This window comes from Streptomyces sp. NPDC090088, from assembly GCF_044747345.1.
GTDB lineage: Bacteria > Actinomycetota > Actinomycetes > Streptomycetales > Streptomycetaceae > Streptomyces.
In genome coordinates this window covers 1-16,388 of record NZ_JBIVDZ010000001.1, presented here as the reverse complement: position 1 = coordinate 16,388, position 16,388 = coordinate 1, and the positions used below count along the sequence as shown (strand labels likewise).

General features: G+C 71.9%; 13 protein-coding genes. 6 read left to right on the top strand and 7 right to left on the bottom strand.

Annotated features, from left to right (window positions below; translation table 11 throughout):
• Window positions 1-37 precede the first annotated feature (37 nt).
• Entirely contained in the window at window positions 38-1,255 is a 1,218-nt protein-coding gene (locus ACIPSJ_RS00065; protein ID WP_401342266.1) for a winged helix-turn-helix domain-containing protein, read from the top strand.
• A gap of 33 nt (window positions 1,256-1,288) precedes the next feature.
• Here ACIPSJ_RS00065 and ACIPSJ_RS00060 read toward each other — a convergent pair whose 3' ends face one another.
• The 7 genes from ACIPSJ_RS00060 to mtnA all read right to left on the bottom strand — a co-directional run bounded on the left by ACIPSJ_RS00060 (window position 1,289) and on the right by mtnA (window position 10,433).
• On the bottom strand, window positions 1,289-2,035 hold the full coding sequence (locus ACIPSJ_RS00060; protein WP_359221045.1) for a response regulator transcription factor: 747 nt from the start codon (window positions 2,033-2,035) through the stop codon (window positions 1,289-1,291).
• 206 nt (window positions 2,036-2,241) lie between these two features.
• A complete protein-coding gene (hpf, locus tag ACIPSJ_RS00055; RefSeq protein ID WP_393533977.1) occupies window positions 2,242-2,934 on the bottom strand; it encodes a ribosome hibernation-promoting factor, HPF/YfiA family in 693 nt (230 codons plus the stop codon).
• Between the two features lie 315 nt (window positions 2,935-3,249).
• Window positions 3,250-4,152, bottom strand: a complete 903-nt coding sequence (locus ACIPSJ_RS00050; protein ID WP_401342264.1) for a ComF family protein — start codon at window positions 4,150-4,152, stop codon at window positions 3,250-3,252.
• A 273-nt stretch (window positions 4,153-4,425) separates the two neighbouring features.
• Window positions 4,426-6,267, bottom strand: a complete 1,842-nt coding sequence (locus ACIPSJ_RS00045) for an LpqB family beta-propeller domain-containing protein (RefSeq protein ID WP_359221051.1) — start codon at window positions 6,265-6,267, stop codon at window positions 4,426-4,428.
• The gene (gene mtrB / locus ACIPSJ_RS00040; protein ID WP_359221054.1) at window positions 6,257-8,314 is read right to left on the bottom strand and encodes an MtrAB system histidine kinase MtrB; all 2,058 of its coding nucleotides are present in this window, start codon (window positions 8,312-8,314) and stop codon (window positions 6,257-6,259) included. The genes ACIPSJ_RS00045 and mtrB overlap by 11 nt, the downstream gene beginning before the upstream one ends.
• Window position 8,315: 1 nt before the next feature.
• The gene (gene mtrA, locus ACIPSJ_RS00035) at window positions 8,316-9,005 is read right to left on the bottom strand and encodes a two-component system response regulator MtrA (RefSeq protein WP_015659998.1); all 690 of its coding nucleotides are present in this window, start codon (window positions 9,003-9,005) and stop codon (window positions 8,316-8,318) included.
• A 306-nt stretch (window positions 9,006-9,311) separates the two neighbouring features.
• A complete protein-coding gene (mtnA, locus tag ACIPSJ_RS00030) occupies window positions 9,312-10,433 on the bottom strand; it encodes an S-methyl-5-thioribose-1-phosphate isomerase (protein ID WP_401342261.1) in 1,122 nt (373 codons plus the stop codon).
• 140 nt (window positions 10,434-10,573) lie between these two features.
• Between mtnA and ACIPSJ_RS00025 the strand changes: the two genes are divergently transcribed.
• The 5 genes from ACIPSJ_RS00025 to ACIPSJ_RS00005 are packed head-to-tail and all read left to right on the top strand — an operon-like array spanning window position 10,574 to window position 16,232.
• A complete protein-coding gene (locus ACIPSJ_RS00025) occupies window positions 10,574-11,947 on the top strand; it encodes a hypothetical protein (protein WP_401342259.1) in 1,374 nt (457 codons plus the stop codon).
• A gap of 4 nt (window positions 11,948-11,951) precedes the next feature.
• On the top strand, window positions 11,952-12,737 hold the full coding sequence (locus ACIPSJ_RS00020; RefSeq protein WP_401342257.1) for a DUF4129 domain-containing protein: 786 nt from the start codon (window positions 11,952-11,954) through the stop codon (window positions 12,735-12,737).
• Window positions 12,734-13,933, top strand: a complete 1,200-nt coding sequence (locus tag ACIPSJ_RS00015; protein WP_401342256.1) for a DUF4350 domain-containing protein — start codon at window positions 12,734-12,736, stop codon at window positions 13,931-13,933. Before ACIPSJ_RS00020 ends, ACIPSJ_RS00015 begins: the two co-directional genes overlap by 4 nt.
• The gene (locus ACIPSJ_RS00010) at window positions 13,933-14,922 is read left to right on the top strand and encodes a MoxR family ATPase (RefSeq protein ID WP_359221085.1); all 990 of its coding nucleotides are present in this window, start codon (window positions 13,933-13,935) and stop codon (window positions 14,920-14,922) included. Before ACIPSJ_RS00015 ends, ACIPSJ_RS00010 begins: the two co-directional genes overlap by 1 nt.
• The gene (locus ACIPSJ_RS00005; protein WP_401342254.1) at window positions 14,922-16,232 is read left to right on the top strand and encodes a DUF58 domain-containing protein; all 1,311 of its coding nucleotides are present in this window, start codon (window positions 14,922-14,924) and stop codon (window positions 16,230-16,232) included. Before ACIPSJ_RS00010 ends, ACIPSJ_RS00005 begins: the two co-directional genes overlap by 1 nt.
• Window positions 16,233-16,388 lie beyond the last annotated feature (156 nt).

The following is a 16,388-nucleotide window of genomic DNA, read 5'->3' as shown; positions in this document are numbered from 1 at the left end:
CGCCGTACTGTCAGTGCCACCCTCTATCGTCCGGCCCATGACGACCCTCCCGCGCCCCACCGCCGCCCTCTCGGCGGACGAAGCCCGCCGTGTCGCCCTGAGGGCGCAAGGCTTCCTCGGCGCTCCCGACCGCCGCTCGGGCGTCCGGGGCGTGCTCCGCCACCTCGGCGCGGTCCAGCTCGACACCATCTCGGTCCTCGCCCGCTCCCACGAGCTCATCCCCTACGCCCGTCTCGGCTCCGTCGGCCGCAGAACGGTCGAGGACGCCTACTGGACGACCGGATCCGCCGGCGCGTCTCCGACATCACCCCACGCCTTCGAGTACTGGTCGCACGCGGCCTGCATCCTGCCCATCGAGGAGTGGCCGCACTTCGCCTTCCGCCGCCGCGCCTACCGCGACCGCCCGCACTGGGCGCACGAGCTCCCCGACGGCGTGTACGACCAGGTCATCAAGCAGCTGCGCACCGAGGGCCCGCTGACCGCCACGGAACTGGGCGGCGCGAAGAAGACCAGCGAGTGGTGGGACTGGTCCGGCACCAAGGTCGCCGTGGAGCGCGCGCTGATGTACGGCGAGGTGGTGTGCGTCGAGCGGCGCGGCTGGAAGCGGGTGTACGACCTCGCCGAGCGGGCGGTGCCCCGGGCGCTGCTCCACGACGAGCTGGACGACACCGAGTGCCTGCGCCGCCTGGTCCGGCTGGCCGGACAGTCGCTGGGCGTCGGCACGCGCGCGGACATCGCCGACTACCACCGTCTCAAGGGCGAGCAGGTCGACGCGGTGATCGCCGACTCGGGTCTGGTCCCGGTGGAGGTGGAGGGCTGGTCCAAGCCCGCGTGGGCGGATCCGGCGGCCCTGGCGACGCCCCCGCGCGGCCGGCACCGCACCACCCTGCTCTCCCCGTTCGACTCCCTGATCTGGGACCGGGCGCGCACGGAGCGGATCTTCGGCTTCACCCACCGCCTGGAGGCCTACGTCCCGAAGCCGAAGCGGGTGCACGGCTACTACGCGATGCCGGTGCTGGCGGGCGGCCGTCTCGTGGGCCGTGTGGACCCGGCGCGCGAGGGCAGCGACATCCTGGTGGCCCGCCAGGTCACGCTGGACGGCCCGAAGGCGGTCCCGGCGGTGGCCGAGGCGCTGGTCGAGGCGGCGAGCTGGGTGGGCTGCACGACGGTCCGCGTGGAGCGGGTGGACGCCCCCGAGCTGCGCGAGCCCCTCCTGCGTGAGGTGACCCGCGCGCTGATGGCCGCGCTGCGCTGACCGGCGCCGGCCTCGGTGCCTGCGCCGACGGTCTCAGCGGATCTCGAGGATCTTCTCCCGCATCGCGTAGACCACGGCCTCCATCCTGGAGTGCAGCTGCAGCTTCTCCAGGATGTTGCGCACATGGTTCTTCACGGTGTTCTCGGAGATGAACAACTCCTTCGCGATATCGCGGTTGTTCATCCCCGTGGCGACGAGCTTGAGCACCTCGAGTTCCCGGTCGGTGAGCCGCGGCGCCGGCACCAGCCGGCGCTCGTCGGTGCGCTGGATCATCGACTTGAACTCGGTGAGGAGTTTCGACGCCATGGACGGGCTGATCTGCGACTGCCCGTCGGCCACCGCGCGAATGGCGGTGGCCACCTCGTCGGTGGAGATCTCCTTGAGGAGATATCCGGTCGCGCCCGCCTTGATCGCGTCGTAGAGATCGGCCTCTTCGTCGCTGATCGTCAGCATGATGATCTTCGCGCTGGGCGCGACCTCCTTGATGGAGGTGCAGGCCTCGATTCCGCCGCGCTTGGGCATCCGGACGTCCATCAGCACGATGTCGGGCAGCAGATCGGCGGCCTTGTCGACGGCCTCCGCGCCGTCACCCGCCTCGCCGACGACCTGGATGTCCTCCTCGGCGGCGAGCACGATCTCCAGCCCACGGCGGAAGAGGGCGTGGTCGTCCACCACAAGGACTCTGATCGGCTCCTTGCGTGGAGTACCGCCCGCGTCCGGGCCCATGCCGACGACGCCGTCGGCATCCCCGTCCCGCATCGGTCCGAAGCTGTCCGCCATCGTTCCTCCCCCTGAAGGCTGTGGCCTGTGGTGCTGTGCCATCGCCAACCCAAGGCAGCGGCCCACCGGTTGGGCCGTTGTGGCCATGATTCCATGCCCGGGTGACAACGCGGTGACCGAGCGGGGCGCGAAGTAGTCGCACACCGGTGCCCCTGGGGGCGCACACGCGCTTCCAGGGGCACAGGCTCACCTGCCGGCCGAGCCGGTCAGCCGCCCAGCGTGCCTCCCGCCGCGGGCGGTTGCGCCTGGGCGACCATCGGGTCCGTGTTGAGGTGGATGACGCCGTAGTCGTACGCGTGCCGCCGGTAGACGACACTCGGCTCCTTGGTCTCGGAGTCGACGAACAGGTAGAAGTCGTGTCCGACCAGTTCCATCTCGTAGAGAGCCTGGTCGAGGGTCATCGGGGCGGCGACATGCGTCTTCTCGCGGACGATGAGGGGGCCTTCGCCCTGCACCTCGAGGGAGCCCATCTTCGTGGTGGGCACTCCGTCCGTGTCACCGGAATGGACGGGGCTGCCGTTCCCGTTGAGCGTCGCCGCGCCCGGGACGTGGTCGGGGACCTCGGCGGCCGGGATCCGCCGTGCGCCGCGGCGCGAGAACCGCTTGTCGTGCTGCTTGCGCAGGCGTGCGTCCAGCTTCTCCGCCGCCAGGTCGAGCGCCGCGTACGGGTCACTGGCCGCTGCCTCCGCCCGGATCACCGGACCGCGGGAGCGGAGCGTGATCTCCACTCGGTCGCAACGGTCGGCCTGTCGGGGGTTGGGCTCCTTGGACACCTCGACGTCGAGGCTGATCACCTTGCCGTCGAGCTTCTGGATCTTCTCCAGCTTCAGCTTCTCGGCCACGTGCTTGCGGAACCGCTCGGGCACCTCGGTCTTGCGGCCCTTGACGACGATGTCCACGCAGAACTCCGTTCCCGGATCGCTCCGCTCCACTGGCGGAGCATCTCCCTTTTGCACCCAACTCCGGTGAACCCCGGAGCCTCGGACTCGGCGACTTCACCTCCTCCTCCCCCATGGGCAAGATCTGCACCCCAGCACCGCGATGATTACGGAAAACGCGCGGCACGGCATTCGGATACGGGAGGTATGGCCTGCGGCTTTCTCCCTCACAACCGAACATATCTCGCCCGGACGGATGTCGTCACCCTCTACTGATGCGTACCTCCATTCAGGTGAATTGGTCCGGTCACTAGCTGCAACGATGCACGTTCACAGTCAGTTCCGGTTCTTTTCGAAAGAATCCGGTGCAGCCGCGACCACAGCCGCACGGAGCGGCCACGTGGGGGCGGTCCCCTGGGCCATTCCCGGTGCGTCCCGTGTCCACCTCGTTCGTACTTCCCTCGGTCCGGCCGTCCGTTCCTCCCTTCCTTCCCAGGCCGCGCGCCGATACACAGCCGCTGTCCCCTCTCCTCCCCCACCGGGCCCCGTCGCCTCCCGCACCGCACGCGCCGCCTCCGCGAGCGTGGCGCCGGTCGTGACGAGGTCGTCGACGAGGACGACCCGGCCGCCCGCGAGCAGTCGCCCGCCGCCCGCCGTCACCTCCAGCGCACCGGCGAGATTCGCCCGCCGCTGCCGGGAGTTGAGCCCCGACTGGTCGGCCACGGCCCGCCGCTGCCCCAGCACCGGGGCCACCCGGGCCGAGGTCCCGGTGCGCCGCAGCTCCGCCGCCGCCGCGAGCGCGATCCGGCGCACCGGATCGTGCCCCCGCGCCCGCACGGCCCACGGCGCGGAGGGCACCGGGACCAGCAGCACGGGCCCGGGCGCCGGGACACCCTCCGCATCCGCCAGATCGCTCCACGAGCCGACGACACGCACGGTCCGGTGCTCCCGGAGCCCCGCCCGCACCGCTCCCGCCAGCGCCGCGCCCAGGGCACCCGCGAGTGCCAGCGCGCCCCGTTCCTTGTGGGCGAGGAGAGCCGCCCGCACCTCGTCCGCGTAAGGCGCCGCCGCGTACACCGCCGGCAGCCCGGGCGGTTCCGACGCCGGCCGCACCCGGCCCGGTACGGCCCCGCTCAGGGCGGCACGGCACTCGGGACAGAGCACCGTGCGAGGCGTCCCACAGCCTCCGCACTCGGCCGGTAGCACCAGGTCGGTGAGGTCCTGCCACCACCCCCGCATGTGCCCACTGTGCCAACACCCGGCCGGACCGGCCACCCCTGTGGACAACCGCCTGTGGACAACTCCACGCGACCCGCACACCACGTCACCCACAGGAGTGAGAAGACCGGCGCCCCGGCCGGGAGAGGCCGCCTGGGCACCCGTACAACGGTTGCCCGAAGCACACGGCCACAGGGCACGCCTCGAAGCGCGTTCACCCGCCGCACACGACAAAGCGGCCGCCCCGCCGGCTCGAAGCCGGACCGGGACGGCCGCTCACACCGCTCTCCGCGCTCAGCCCGGATAGACCGGCGCCGACCCGTCCTTGAGGAGTTTCTGCCACTGGTCCCCGGTCGGCAGCCGGACGATCCCGTCGTCCTGCGAGTCGGCCACCAGCGGCACCCTGTCGTCCTCGGACGCGGCGATCGCCAGGACGCCCGTGAGGGCTGCGGGCGCCGGACCGTCCGGTGTGGAGCCGTCGACCTGGACGTACCGCGTCTGCTGCACTCCACCCTGCTCACGACCGACGACCACGAGCGTGCTGTCCCCGGCCCAGGACATCGCGGTGACCTCCTCGGAGCCGGGCGTGGCGGAGCGCAGTTCGAGGACCGAAACCTCCTGCTGGTCATCGGACTTGGTGCGCTCGATCCGCCCGACGAGCAGCGACTGCTTGCCGTCCTTCTCCACGACGAGCGCGATCCGCACCCCGTCGGCGGCGACCCGCACGTCCTCGATACGGCCGTTCAGCTCGGGGACCTGCACGGTCAGCGGCTGGCCCACACCCTGCGCCAGCATGTACAGCTGCGGCTTGCCGGGATCCCGGTCGGCCACCCACAGGTCGCCCCGGGCGTCCCAGCTCGGTGCCGTCAGCCGGTCGTCCTCGGTCGCGCCGTGGCTGGTCAGCACGGCGTCCCCGAGCGAACCCGCGGAGGCGAGCGAGGTGACGTACAGCGACCTGCCGTCGCTGGTGACCCCGGCCGCGGTCCGCTCGTCGCGGGCGACCGCCACCGACCGCAGCGGCTTGGTGCCCGCACCGAACGGTCCCGGTACCGCGACCGCGCTGGTACCCGCACCGCCGGTCGTCATCCGCACCAGCCGGTGCTTGCTGTCGAGGAGGTACAGGTACTCGGGCCGCTTGGTGGACGGGCGCCAGGCGGTGGTCTCGGCCTGCTCCTCGCCGACATCGCACATATGACCGCCGTTGACGGACTGCAGCGCCACCGTGTCCACGGTGGGTGTCAGGTTCCGCAGCGTGAACAGCAACTGGGTCGCCATCTCGGTGCACTTCGCCGTGCCGATCCGGGACGCCTTGACATTGAGCGGCACGGTGAGCCGGTTCTGGTCGTCCGGTACCAGCCCGGACACCCCCTTCTTCAGCGCCGTACCGGTCGGGAAACTCGACCACACCACCGGGCCCAGCCAGCTGGTGGGCCCGTTGAGCAGCGAACGCACCAGCTGGGTGGTCGGATCCACCCGGGTGCGCACGAAGACGGGATCAGCGACCGCCACCGGCTGCCCGGTGCCCGCGGCCGAGGTGTCCGACGCGAAGTAGTACTTGTTGACGGACGTGTAGTTGCGCTGGAAGTCGGACTTGCCCATCACGACACCCTGCGGCAGCGTGTCGATCCGCCACTGCCCGCTCTTGGCGTCCTTCGTCAGGTGCACCGTCTTGCGGTACGACCCGTCGGCCGGCGAGTAGGCCTGCTGCGCGTCGACGGTCGCCACCCGGCTGCCCTGCAACGCGTAGGTGATGCTGTCCTCGTCCTCCCGGCCGACCGGGCGCGCGGCGGTCTGGATGCTGGGCCCGTTCGTCAGCACCGTGGCCCGCAGCTCCGGCCGCCAGGTCTTCGCGGCGGCCGTGGTCAGATACTTGCGCGCCGTGTCAAAGTGCGGGTCGTCGCTGGTCAGGGCTTCCAGGAAACCCTGGAGGATCTCGGTGGAGGAGGCGTCCTGCTGCGGCGGCATGGCGAAGACCCGCACCTGCGTGTCCTGCCGTGGCGTGGACTCGACATCCCGCAGGTCGCCGCTGTCCGGCATGGAGGCGCAGCCCGCCAGCAGTACGGCCCCACAGGCGGCGTACACCACCGCGCGCACCGGTCCTCCGGGCCGGGCGCTCCCCTCGCGGTCAGCGCCCACGAAATGCCTCCCCTGGCTTGTTCGGCTGCTCCGGCCCGGCGACGCTCCCGTCGTCGGCGGCACCGGTCTCGGACGTGCCCTCCTGGCGCCGCGCGCCCCCGGTGGGCCGGGGCACCACGCGCGCGCCGTTGCCGGGCAGCGCGGTCGGATCGGCGGTGGGGGCCGCGGTGGCCAGCCGCTGCGTCATGGGGGCCAGCGGCGACGGCTGGCCGCCGCCGGGCTGCACCGGCACGGTCGCCCGCTTGTCGCCGCCGCCGCTCGGCAGACCGGCGTCGTCGAGTCCGCGGTTGCGCCGTGAGTCCTTGGGCTCCAGGGGTATCGGCGAGCCCCGCAGCGGCTCGTCCGCGGTCCGCGGCAGCGTCAGCCGGAACTGCGAGCCGCCGCCCGGCTCCCCCCACGCCTGTAGCCAGCCGCCGTGCAGCCGCGCGTCCTCCAGGGCGATCGACAGCCCCAGGCCCGTGCCGCCGGTGGTACGCGCGCGTGCCGGGTCCGCCCGCCAGAAGCGGCTGAAGACCCGGGTCGCCTCACCGGGCTTGAGCCCGACGCCGTAGTCGCGCACCGCGACCGCGACCGCGCCGCCGGCCGCGGCCAGCTTGACCACGACGTCCTTGCCCTCGCCGTGCTCCACGGCGTTGACGACGAGGTTGCGCAGCACCCGCTCCACCCGCCGGGCGTCCGCCTCGGCCACCACCGGCTGCAGATCGCCGACCACGCGTATGTGCGTGCCCTTGCGCTCCGCGAGCGGCGCGGCCCCGCTGACCACCCGCCGCACGACCTCCCTGAGGTCTATCGGCTCGGCCTCCAGCGCCGCCGCGCCCGCGTCGAAGCGGCTGATCTCCAGCAGGTCGGCGAGCAGTGACTCGAACCGGTCCAGCTGGTCGGCGAGCAGTTCCGCGGACCGCGCGGTCACCGGGTCGAAGTCCTCGCGCGCCTCGTGGATGACGTCGGCCGCCATCCGCACGGTCGTCAGCGGGGTGCGCAGCTCGTGCGACACGTCCGACACGAACCGGCGCTGCATCCGCGACAGGTCCTCCAGCTGCTGGATCTTCAGCTGGAGGTTCTGCGCCATCTTGTTGAAGGCCTCGCCGAGCCGCGCGATGTCGTCCTCGCCGGTGACCTTCATCCGCTCCTGCAGCCGCCCCGCCGACAGCCGCTCGGCGATGCCGGCCGCCATCCGCACCGGCGTGACGACCTGGCGCACGACAAGCCAGGCGATCGCCCCGAGCAGGACGACGACGAACAGCCCGGCGGTCGCCAGCGTGCCCTTGACCAGGCTGAGGGACTTCTCCTCCTGCGTGAGCGGGAAGAGGTAGTACAGCTCGTACGGATCGTTGTTCGGATCGCTGACCTGCTTGCCGATGACCAGCGCGGGCTGCGACTCCTTGTCGTCCGTGTACATGATCCGGGTATAGCTCTGCGCGGCCGTCGCGTTGCCGTTGATCCGCGCGCGCAGATCGTCGGGCACGCTGGCCGTCGGATCGACCTGCCCGGAGGCACGCGTGCGCCCGCCGCCGCTGTTGTTGTCACCCGCGGGCAGCGTGACCACGTCGAAGGCACCCTGGCCGCCACTGGACAGGGACTCGACGAGGTCGCTCATCCACGAGGTGACGTTCTGCGACTGCCGGCCGTCCGCCGACACCGCGGTGTCACCGGTACCGGTCGCGGCCTCGTCGGCCTTCTGCTTGGCCACCGCGAAACCACCGGTGGCCTGGCTCTGCGACGCCTTCACCTTGGCGTCCAGCAGGCCGTTGCGCACCTGCCCGATGACCACGAAGCCGAGCAGCAGGACGACGCCCAGCGACATCAGCAGGGTCGTGACGACGACCTTGAGCTGGATGTTGCGCCGCCACAGCCGCATGACCGGCAGCAACGGCCGACGCACCCAGCGCATGAAAAGGCGCAGGACCGGACTGCCCTGGACACCGCCCTGGAGCAGTCCGCCCTCGAAGAGCAGCCGCCAGCGCGAGCCGGGCCTCTTTCCGCCGACAGGCCGCCCCGGACGGTCCCCGGACCGGCCGGGGGCCGAAGCGGCACTGTCCCCGGACATGTCAGCTGGGTCCCGCCTTGTATCCGACGCCACGGACGGTCACCACGATCTCCGGCCGCTCCGGGTCCTTCTCGACCTTGGAGCGCAGCCGCTGGACGTGAACGTTGACAAGACGGGTGTCCGCCGCGTGCCGGTAGCCCCAGACCTGCTCCAGGAGCACCTCACGCGTGAACACCTGCCACGGCTTGCGGGCGAGCGCGACCAGCAGGTCGAACTCCAGCGGGGTCAGCGCGATCGACTGCCCGTCCCGCTTCACCGAATGCCCCGCCACGTCGATGACCAGGTCACCTATGGCGAGCTGCTCCGGCGCCGGCTCCTCCGACCTCCGCAGCCTGGCCCGGATCCGGGCCACCAGCTCCTTCGGCTTGAACGGCTTCACGATGTAGTCGTCCGCGCCCGACTCCAGGCCCACGACCACATCGACCGTGTCGCTCTTCGCCGTGAGCATCACGATCGGCACGCCGGACTCCGCCCTGATCAGACGGCACACCTCGATACCGTCCCGCCCGGGCAGCATCAGGTCCAGCAGCACCAGATCGGGCTTGGTCTCACGGAAAGCGGCCAGCGCCTTGTCACCGTCGGCTACGAAAGACGGCTCAAAACCTTCACCACGCAGCACGATGCCGAGCATCTCGGCCAGTGCGGTGTCGTCGTCGACGACAAGGACTCGTCCCTTCATAAACGACATCATCCCATTCTCATAACAGTGAAGGTTGCGCAGGTGATCAGGGTCACCGGCCAGTGACCATAGTCGCAGGGGACCGTCACTGTCTGCCCCCGTCCGCAGACCTCGATTCCGGCAACGGCTCTCCACCCTCGGGCCGAGACCACTCGCGGTACGACCTGCCCACAGCTGGTGGCCAGCAATACGCTACGCCCATGCCCCTGGGAGACACGGGGTGTGAGCCTCTCACCGTGGGACCCGGTGGCCTGCCGCCCTCTCACCGAACGCACCGGGATCTTCCGCGCGAGCGGCGCCCACCGGGTCAGCCGACCGTCACCTGGCGCACAGTTCGGCAAGGGCCTCGGCCGTCACGGGCGAGACGACGCCTTCCTCGGTGACGATCGCCGTCACCAGCTCCGGCGGCGTCACGTCGAACGCCGGGTTGTAGGCCTGGGTGCCCAGAGGCGCCACCGGAACCCCGCCGCCCGCTCCCACCACCGGCATCTGCGGCGCTGTGAGCTCGGTCACCTCATATCCGGGGCGCTGTTCGACCTCGATGGCCGCCCCGTCCGGCGTCTCCGGATCCACCGTCGTCACCGGCGCCACCACGATGAACGGCACATGGTGGTACCGCGCGAGCACCGCGAGCGGATAACTCCCCACCTTGTTCGCCACCGATCCGTCGGCCGCGATCCGGTCCGCCCCGATCAGTACCGCGTCCACCTCCCCCGCCGCGAACAGCGAACCGGCCGCGTTGTCGGTGAGCAAGGTGTACGCCATACCGCTGCGCGCCGCCTCGTACGCCGTCAGGCGAGCGCCCTGCAGCAACGGGCGCGTCTCGTCCACCCAGAGCCGCCTGAGCCGCCCCGCCCGGTGCGCCCGCAGGGCCACCGCGAACGCCGTGCCCTCCCCTCCCGACACCAGCGAACCGGTGTTGCAGTGGGTGAGGATCCGGTGCCCTCCGCCCGGCAGCAGCTCGTCCAGCAGCGCGAACCCGTGCTCGGCCATCCGCGCGCTGGCCTCGGCATCCTCCCGGTGCAACGCCCGAGCCGCCCCCAGCGCCGCCGCGGCCGCCGCCCTGTCGTCACCACCACCGGCCAGAGCGGACCGGTACGCCGCCACCGCCCTGCGCACCCCGACGGACAGGTTCACGGCGGTGGGCCGCGCGCTCGACAGCGCCGTCGCGGCCTCGTCCACGTCGAAGCCCCGCACGGCGGCGAGCGCGACGCCGTACGCCCCCGCGATCCCGAGCAGCGGAGCTCCGCGCACCGCGAGCGAACGGATCGCCTCCACCAGCGCCGGCGCGTCCGTGCACACCAGCTCGACCTCCTCGGCCGGCAGTCTGGTCTGGTCGAGAAGGACCACGACGGGACCTTCGGGTGGCTCCTCCCATCGGATCACCGGTATCCCCGTCGGCCGCTTGTCCTCGCCGGTTTGCGCGTACTGATCAGCCATGCGGTCAGTCTGCCCCGTATCCGGCAGACAATTGAAGGTACGCAGCCTCTACCGCGGCCGGTCACTGGGCGACATCCCCATGGCACGATGGCAGCCAACCTGCCACCGCGACCGCGGACGGGCACCGTGAAGGAGCTTCGATGAACGACACTCCGGGCTGGGCCTCGCCCGGATCCGCCCCGTCCGACGGGCGGGAACCCGGCGCGTCCGCCCCTGCCGACCGCCCCGTTCCCGCAGGGCCTGCCGATCAGCCGGGTACGGACCCACAGGGCTCCGACTCGAAGTGGTCCAAGGAGCAACCCCCACCCGGCCAGTGGTCCGCGCCCACGGGCCCCCCGGCACCAGGCCAGGCACCGCCGCCCCCACCTCCCGGCCCCGGCTGGGGCGGCCAGCCCCCCGGCGGCGGATACGGAGGCTACGGCGGCCCCGGTGGTCCGGGCGGCTACGGTCCCCCTGACGGATACGGCCCGCCCGGCGGATACGGAGCCTGGGGCGGCGGCTGGGGCGGCCCCCCGCCCGCCGCCAAGCCCGGCGTGATCCCGCTGCGCCCGCTCGGCGTCGGCGAGATCCTCGACGGCGCCGTCTCCACCATGCGCACCTACTGGCGCACGGTCCTCGGCATCTCCCTGACGGTCGCCGTCGTCACCGAGGTCGCGGTGATCCTCCTTCAGGGCCTCGTCCTGAACGACACCGAGACCACCGACGCCCTCAACGACCCGAGCGCCTCCCTCAGCGAGGTGTCCCGCGCCGCGGGCGAGGTCATGCTCAGCTCGGGCGCCGTCCTGCTGATCTCCCTGGTCGGCACCATCATCGCGACCGCCCTGCTGACGACCGTCACCAGCCGCGCCGTGCTCGGCAAGTCCGTGACCACCGGCGAAGCCTGGCGCGACGCCCGCCCGCAGGTCATGAAGCTGTTCGGCCTCATCCTGCTGACCGGCCTCATCGCGGTCGGCGTCCTGCTCGTCGGCGCACTGCCCGGCATCGTCGTCGCGATCGCCGGCGGCCCGGGCGGCGCCATCGCCGGCCTGCTCGTCCTCGGCATCCTGGCCGGCGTCGTCGTCACCGTGTGGCTGATGATCCGCTTCTCCCTGGCCTCGCCCGCGCTGATGCTGGAGAAGCAGGGCATCGTCAAGTCGCTGGGCCGCTCCGCGAAGCTGGTCCGGGGCTCCTGGTGGCGGGTGTTCGGCATCCAGCTGCTGGCCACGATCATCGCCAACATCGTGTCGTCGCTCGCCGTGATCCCCTTCACCGTGCTCGCCGCCTTCCTCAGCGGCGACGGGTTCTCCGGCTTCCTCGAGGGCACCAACGACAACTACGGCTGGACGTTCCTCGTCATCAGCGGAGTCGGCGCGGTGATCGGCTCCATGCTCACCTTCCCGATCAACGCGGGCGTCACCGTGCTCCTCTACATCGACCAGCGCATCCGCCGCGAGGCCCTCGACCTCGAACTGGCCCGCGCCGCCGGCGTCGAGGAGTACGGCAGCGCCACCCCAGGCACCGTCCCGGGGAGCTGATGCGGTGAGCCTGACGGGGGGAGTCCTCACGGCGGTACCGGCGGCCCTGCCGCGCGCCGCCGACGAGGCGGTACGTGGCCTGCTGCGAGCCCGGGACACGGCCTTGCTGTCGCTGACCGGCTCGGGCGACGAGCCGCCGGTGACCATTCCGCGCGACCCCGCGCGGGAAGCGGCGCGCCGTGAGCTGTCCAAGCGGATGTACCACGAGAACGATCCCGGGCTGTTCCAGCGCGCCGTGAACGCCATCCTGGACTGGGTCGACCGCCTGCTCTCCGCGGCCGCGTCCGCGACGCCCGGCGGCGCGCTGGGCCTCGTCGTCGTGGTCCTGGCCGTCGTCGCCGTCGTGGGCGCCCTGTGGTGGCGGCTGGGCACCCCGCACCGCCAGCCCACCTCCACCGCCGCCCTGTTCGACGACCGCCTCCGCAGCGCCGCCGAACACCGCGCGGCCGCCGAGGCCCATGCCGCCCAGGGCCACTGGAACCAGGCCCTCCAGGAACGCATGCGCGCCGTCGTCCGCGCCCTGGAGGAACGCGCCCTGCTCGACGTCCGCCCCGGCCGCACCGCCGACGAGGCCGCCGCCGAAGCCGGCCGCGCCCTGCCCGCCCACACGGACCGGCTGCGCGCCGCCGCCCGGGAGTTCGACGACGTCACATACGGCGGCCGCAGAGCGACCCAGGCGTCGTACGAGCGCATCGCCGAACTCGACCGCGACCTGGAACGCACCAAGCCGATGCTCGTCAGCAGCACCCACAGCACGGCCCACAACACCCGCCAGGGAGCCGCCGAATGACCATCGGCACAGCCCTCCCGGCCACCACCTCCACCGCGCCCACCACCCGCCAGGTGTGGACCCGCACCCGAGGCATCGTCCTCGCCGTGGTGCTCCTGCTCGCCGGGGCCGTCGCCATCGCCGTCATCCGCTCCGACAGCAGGCACGGCGATCTCGACCCGCGCTCCGCCGACACCTACGGCAGCCGCGCCGTCGCCGAACTCCTCGCCGACCGGGGCGTCGACACCCGCGTGGTCACCACCCTGGCCGACGCTCAGGCCGCGGCCGGCCGCGACACCACCCTCCTCGTCGCCGTCCCCGACCTGCTGACCCCGCGTCAGCAGACCCGGCTGAGGGCGTCGACCGCGGGATCGGGCGGCCGCACCGTCCTGGTCGCCGCCGGGAGTACGTCCGTCGAACGGCTTGCCCCCGGCGTCACCGCCGATCCCGCCACCAGCCTGAAGTCCACGCTGAACCCCCACTGCGACCTCGCGGCGGCCCGGCGGGCGGGCAGCGCCGACACCGGCGGCATCCGCTACACCACCACGCACCTCGACGCCGACTCCTGCTACCCCAGCCAGCGCCTGGCCACCCTGATCCGCGTCCCCGCGGCCTCCGGAGGCGGCGACACCGTAGTCCTCGGCGCGCCCGACATCCTCCTCAACGACCGGCTCGACGAGCAGGGCAACGCCTCGCTCGCCCTGCAACTCCTCGGCTCGCGCCCGCATCTGGTCTGGTACCTCCCCTCGCTCTCCGACTCCTCGGCCACCGGCACCGGCGAACAGAAGAGCCTCTTCGACCTGCTCCCCTCCGGCTGGCTCTGGGGCACACTCCAGCTCTTCATCGCCGCGGGCCTCGCCGCCTTCTGGCGGGCACGCCGACTCGGCCCCCTCGTGCCCGAAAGACTTCCCGTGGCGATCCGCGCCTCCGAAACCGTCGAAGGCCGCTCCCGCCTCTACCGCAAGGCCAACGCCCGCGACCGCGCGGCCGCCGCTCTTCGCTCCACCACCCGCACCCGCCTCGCCCCCCTCGTAGGCGTCCCGGTCTCCCAGGCGCACGCGCCCGAAGCCCTGCTCCCCGCCCTGTCCGCCCACCTCCACGGCGACGGACAGACCCTGCACTCCCTCCTCTTCGGACCGCCGCCCGGCGACGACGAGGCCCTGATCGCCCTCACCGACCAGCTCGACGCCCTCGAAAGAGAGGTACGCCGTCCATGATGGACCCGACCACTGACAACGCCGGGACCACCGGGAACCCGGCCGACGCCCGGGCCTCGCTGGAAGCCCTGCGCGCCGAGATCGCCAAAGCCGTGGTCGGCCAGGACCCCGCCGTGACCGGCCTCGTCGTCGCTCTCCTCTGCCGCGGACACGTGCTCCTTGAAGGAGTCCCCGGAGTCGCCAAAACGTTGCTCGTCCGCGCCCTCGCGTCCGCACTCGAACTGGACACCAAGCGAGTCCAGTTCACCCCCGACCTCATGCCGAGCGACATCACGGGCTCCCTCGTCTACGACACCCGCACCGCCGAGTTCTCCTTCCAGCCCGGCCCGGTCTTCACCAACCTCCTCCTCGCGGACGAAATCAACCGCACCCCGCCCAAGACCCAGTCGTCCCTCCTCGAGGCCATGGAGGAGCGCCAGGTCACGGTCGACGGCACACCCCGGCCGCTCCCCGACCCGTTCCTGGTCGCCGCGACCCAGAACCCTGTCGAGTACGAGGGCACGTACCCCCTCCCCGAGGCCCAACTCGACCGCTTCCTCCTCAAGCTGACGATCCCCCTCCCCTCCCGGGAGGACGAGATCAACGTCCTCACCAGGCACGCCGAGGGCTTCAACCCGCGCGACCTGCGCGCCGCCGGCGTACGCCCCGTGGCAGGCCCCGCCCACCTCGAAGCCGCCCGCGCCGCGGTCGCCAAGACGACCGTCTCCCCCGAGATCACCGCCTACGTCGTCGACATCTGCCGTGCCACCCGCGAGTCGCCGTCCCTCACCCTCGGCGTCTCCCCGCGCGGCGCCACCGCCCTGCTGGCCACCTCACGCGCATGGGCCTGGCTGACCGGCCGCGACTACGTCATCCCCGACGACGTCAAGGCCCTCGCCCTGCCCACCCTCCGCCACCGCGTCCAACTCCGCCCCGAGGCCGAGATGGAGGGCGTGACCGCCGACTCCGTCATCAACGCGATCCTCGCCCACGTCCCGGTCCCCCGCTGATGCCTCTCACCGGCCGCGCCGCCCTCCTCGCGGCAATCGGATCGATCCCCATCGGCCTGTGGGGACCCAGCTGGACAGGCATCCTCGCGGTCGACGGCCCACTGGCCCTGGCCTGCGCCTGCGACTTCGCCCTGGCGGCACCGGTACGACGCCTCGTGCTGACCCGCTCCGGCGACACGTCCGCACGCCTCGGCGAGACCGCGGACGTCACCCTGACGGTCACCAACCCGTCCGGACGACCGCTCCGGGCCCGCCTCAGGGACGGCTGGCCGCCCAGCAGTTGGCAGTCCGGCACGGAGGTCGAGGCCTCGCGCCACCGCCTCACCGTCCCGCCCGGCGAACGCCGACGCGTCACAACCCGCCTGCGCCCCACCCGTCGCGGCGACCGCCAGGCGGACCGCGTCACGATCCGTTCCTACGGCCCCCTCGGCCTGTTCTCCCGCCAGAGCGGCCACAAAGTGCCCTGGACCGTACGGGTTCTGCCCCCGTTCACCAGCCGGAAGCACCTGCCGTCGAAACTCGCTCGATTGCGTGAACTCGACGGCCGCACCAGCGTTCTGACGCGAGGTGAGGGCACCGAGTTCGACAGCCTGCGCGAGTACGTCCCCGGTGACGACACCCGCTCCATCGACTGGCGCGCAACGGCACGGCAGTCCACGGTCGCCGTACGCACCTGGCGTCCCGAACGCGACCGGCACATCCTCCTGGTCCTCGACACCGGCCGCACCTCCGCCGGCCGGGTCGGCGACGCCCCGCGCCTGGACGCCTCCATGGACGCGGCGCTGCTCCTCGCCGCCCTCGCCTCACGCGCCGGCGACCGCGTGGACCTGCTCGCCTACGACCGTCGAGTCCGCGCCCTCGTCCAGGGCCGCTCGGCGGGCGACGTACTTCCGTCCCTGGTCAACGCGATGGCCACGCTGGAGCCCGAACTCGTCGAAACGGACGCACGCGGCCTCACCGCCACAGCCCTCCGTACGGCTCCACGCCGCTCCCTGCTCGTCCTTCTGACGACGCTCGACGCAGCCCCCGTCGAACAGGGTCTGCTTCCGGTGCTCTCCCAGCTGACCCAGCGCCACACCGTTCTGATCGCTTCAGTGGCCGACCCGCACATCGCCCGTATGGCAACGGCCCGTGGAGACGTCGACGCGGTGTACGAAGCAGCGGCCGCGGCACAGGCACAGAGCGAACGGCACCGGACCGCGGAGCAACTCCGTCGGTACGGTGTGACGGTTGTGGACGCCACGCCTGATGATCTCGCTCCGGCACTGGCGGATGCGTATCTGGCGTTGAAGGCGGCCGGCCGACTCTGAACCGCAATGGGTAGGCCCTGTCGCCGGACGGGCCTACCGATTACCCCCTAAGCGCCGAGCCCTTAAATGCAGAAAGGCCCACGCCATACGGCGTGGGCCTTTCCTAATATTTGTTCGGCGGCGTCCTACTCTCCCACAGGGTCCCCCCTGCAGTAC